General features: G+C 51.6%; 5 protein-coding genes. All 5 read left to right on the top strand.

The window, feature by feature from the left end:
• Positions 1–47: 47 nt before the first annotated feature.
• The 5 genes from HQL63_12895 to HQL63_12875 all read left to right on the top strand — a co-directional run bounded on the left by HQL63_12895 (position 48) and on the right by HQL63_12875 (position 3,393).
• Positions 48–398 (top strand): hypothetical protein, encoded by a 351-nt coding sequence (locus HQL63_12895; GenBank protein ID MBF0177723.1) that lies wholly within the window; start codon positions 48–50, stop codon positions 396–398.
• 34 nt (positions 399–432) lie between these two features.
• Positions 433–882: a four helix bundle protein gene (locus HQL63_12890; GenBank protein MBF0177722.1), complete on the top strand. Its 450-nt coding sequence runs from the start codon at positions 433–435 to the stop codon at positions 880–882.
• A 136-nt stretch (positions 883–1,018) separates the two neighbouring features.
• The gene (locus tag HQL63_12885) at positions 1,019–1,195 is read left to right on the top strand and encodes a DUF1566 domain-containing protein (GenBank protein MBF0177721.1); all 177 of its coding nucleotides are present in this window, start codon (positions 1,019–1,021) and stop codon (positions 1,193–1,195) included.
• Positions 1,196–1,290: 95 nt separating this feature from the next.
• The gene (locus HQL63_12880; protein ID MBF0177720.1) at positions 1,291–2,721 is read left to right on the top strand and encodes a group II intron reverse transcriptase domain-containing protein; all 1,431 of its coding nucleotides are present in this window, start codon (positions 1,291–1,293) and stop codon (positions 2,719–2,721) included.
• A 42-nt stretch (positions 2,722–2,763) separates the two neighbouring features.
• A complete protein-coding gene (locus HQL63_12875; GenBank protein ID MBF0177719.1) occupies positions 2,764–3,393 on the top strand; it encodes a DUF1566 domain-containing protein in 630 nt (209 codons plus the stop codon).
• The last annotated feature ends 27 nt before the right edge of the window (positions 3,394–3,420 follow it).

Here is a 3,420-nt window from a genome sequence, read left to right as displayed (position 1 = left end):
TCCCCCCTCTGCCGCCGCGCAGGCGGCGCGGGGTTGGGAGGTTCATCGTGGTGTTTTCGAGCAAGCTTGTTGAGCGTTACCGCATACTGAAGGTGGAAGGTGGGAGTTCCATCCTTTTGATGCAGGTTGGAAGTTTCATGCAGGTGATGGGTGATGATGCGCGGGTCTTGGCCGAAGCAGCTGGGTTGAAGTTGAAAATGGCTGGGGAGGTCGATGCGCCAGTTGTGGTAGGGGGATTCCCCGTATCAGGGTTGGATGCCTATGTAGGGAAGCTGGTGCGAAATGGGCATTCCGTTGCCATTGCCATGCAGAGAGGCGAACCAAAAGAGAGGTTCATTGTGGAAACGATCAGCATCGCAGGGTTGCCAAGTGTTTTGCCAACCAGTGGTCAGGCGTAGGTATGGAAAAGTGATGGATATGGGTATCCGATCCATGGCACGCTACGAGCATCTGCCGATCTACAAGGCAGCATTTGATTTGGCGGTGCATATGGAAAAAATCGTTCGCGGTTTTAGTCGCTATCACAAGTATTCCCTTGGAAATGTGTTGCGTGACCGCAGTCGTGGAGTATTGGAACGGATCGTTGAAGCCAACAACGCCGTGGAATTAAGCCAGCGTGGTGATTTGCTGATGAAGTTGCGCGGGGATTTGGAGCATCTCAAAGTGACAGCGAGGTTGTGTCACGAATCGGGTGGGTTTTCAAGCACCAGGAGTTGTTTATATGTGGCCGAACGCATTGTTGACATAGCGAAACAAAATGAGGGGTGGTTGCGTTTGTCCAAGGGTGGGGAAAAGTCTGGATCAAAGTCAGATAGCGTTCGGCGTGTACGTCGAACGCCAAAAGAAAGGGAGACGGGACATGACCAGAACCAAGAGAACTGAACAACTCTTTTGGGTGTGTCCGTCTTATCATTGTGCGTCCGTTCCGCCTGGTGTACAAAATCGGGCATATCGTTCAGTTCGTCGTACCTGCCATAGGTGGGATCGTCGAACGGTGTTCTCACTGGGTGGAGTAGCGGTGAGAGAAGTGAACGGATTTTCGTTCTCTGGTGTACAGAGCAACAACTACTGGTCGAGTTCCTCTTACGCAACCAGTGGTTCCAACGCCTGGAACGTGAACCTCAACGACGGCAACGTGAACAACAACAACAAGAGCAACACCAACCACGTGTGGCCGGTGCGGGGTGGAGAATGATGGTCCCGTCTCCCTTTCATACATTATTTTCAATGGAAAACATCTATTACGCCTATCGTACATGCCGAAAAGGGAAACGAGGCGCTATTGACACCATGAAATTTGAGCAAAATCTTGAAGAGAATTTGTTGACGTTGCGGGAAGATCTCATATCACACCGCTATGCACCGGGTTCTTCTCAGGCTTTTCTGGTGGAGAAGCCTAAACGACGTGAGGTGTTTGCCGCACCATTTCGAGATCGGGTGGTTCATCACGTGCTTGTAGACCGTTTGGAATCGACATGGGAGGCACGCTTTATCCATGACTCCCACGCATGCAGGAAGGGTCATGGAACTCACACCGGAGTGAACAGGTTGCGTCAATTCACCAGACAAGTCACTGGCAATGGCACCTCTCCATCCTGGTATCTTCAGTTAGATATCCGTGGATTCTTCATGGCCATCGACCGCAAAATATTGTTTGAATTTTTGGCTGCACATATCAAAAATCTGGATTTGTTCTGGTTGACGCACACGATGGTTTTTTACGATCCTGTGGCAGGGTGTCGGCTACGTGGGGCTGAGCTGGAAGAATTTCTTGCACTTCCTGCCCATAAGACGCTGTTTCATGCACGGCCTGGCTGTGGTTTTCCCATCGGAAACTTGACCAGTCAGTTCTTTGCCAATGTCTATTTGGATAAATTGGACCAGTTTGTCAAGCATGAGCTGAAAGCACAGTTTTATGTTCGTTATTGTGATGACTTTGTTTTATTATCACCAAGTCGAGATAAACTGGAGCATTGGAAGGGGGAGATTGAGGGTTTTCTCGCGGATCGGCTTCGTTTGGAATTGAACGAGCGCAGTCGATTGCGTCCCGTAACGGATGGTATTGATTTTCTCGGATATATTGTACGACCTGCCTATATGCTGGTACGGCGACGGGTGGTGGTGTCGTTGCGTGAAAAAATGGATTGGGTAGAACGAGAGTTACGACGACGGGGAATGAACATGTTGGATGGTCGCTCGATCTACCCGTGGCCATGGCCTTTGTTGGAAAAGGTTCGTCAATGGCTGATTTCTTACCATGCGCACTTTCAACACGCATCTGGATATGGTGAATGGAAACGGATTTGGGAACGTTTCCATTGGTTGGGGGAGTATCTTGTATGGAACGGTGAAACGGCACTCTCCAAGTACCAGGCGCCGAGATATTCCAGGGGAATTGGGCAACAACGTCGCTGGTTTGCGGCGAGTCTGCCGGATCACTTGCTGGTGATGCAAAGGGGAAGTCGTTGGAATGTGGTGATGCGCCACCGTGATACGAAATTCGTAAGGGGATATGAGCCACATGGTCACGTCATGTCGTTTCGTTCTTTGACAGAGGCTAAAAAGACGTTATGGAATCAGCATCGTCCAGTGGCGTGGGTTGCTGAGAATGGTCGTGGAGTTTCCCCTGTCATGGATCGTGTCATGATTGCTCGGTGGAGTGCAAAAATGGATGGTGTGGGACGCCAACCAAACCGTCCTTCCTTTTCTGTGGTTCCATAGGTGAATCACAGAGGCTACAAAACTGATGAGAGGAGTTACAACATGTCGGTCGTGATGCGTCGATATGGTAAGGGAGTCGGGTTTCTGTTGGGTGTGATGGTGTTGATTTCTTATTCCGGTCATCTTTGGGCTGCGGGTGTGCCTGCGCCCCTCCCCAAGACCGGACAAACTCTTTGCTACGATCCCAATGGCGCCACGATCTCTTGTGCCGGTACGGGTCAGGATGGTGAATGGGCCCTGAAGAATGGTGTCTCTTGGCAACCATCCTCCCGTTTCACTGACATGGGTAATGGCGCCGTGACGGACAACCTGACTGGTTTGATCTGGTTAAAAAACGCCAACTGTTTCAATCAGCAAACCTGGGCCAATGCCCTCACCTCGGCCAACACCCTGGCGAGCGGGAGTTGTGGTTTGACGGACGGTTCCAAGGTGGGGGATTGGAGACTACCGAACATTTCCGAGATGGCAAGCCTACTCGATGAGAGTCAAACCAACCCTGCCTTGCCTTCTGGTCATCCGTTCTCTGGTGTGCAGGGCGGCAGCTACTGGTCGGGTTCCTCTTACGCGGCCAGTGGTTCCCTCGCCTGGTACGTGGACCTCTACGGCGGCATCGTGAACAGCAGCTACAAGAGCAACGCCCTCTCCGTGTGGCCGGTGCGGGGTGGACAATAGGGTCTTGGGGGATTGGGCGCTTTGCGA

The organism is Magnetococcales bacterium, from assembly GCA_015231175.1.
GTDB lineage: Bacteria > Pseudomonadota > Magnetococcia > Magnetococcales > DC0425bin3 > HA3dbin3.
This window is presented reverse-complemented; position numbering and strand designations above follow the sequence as displayed.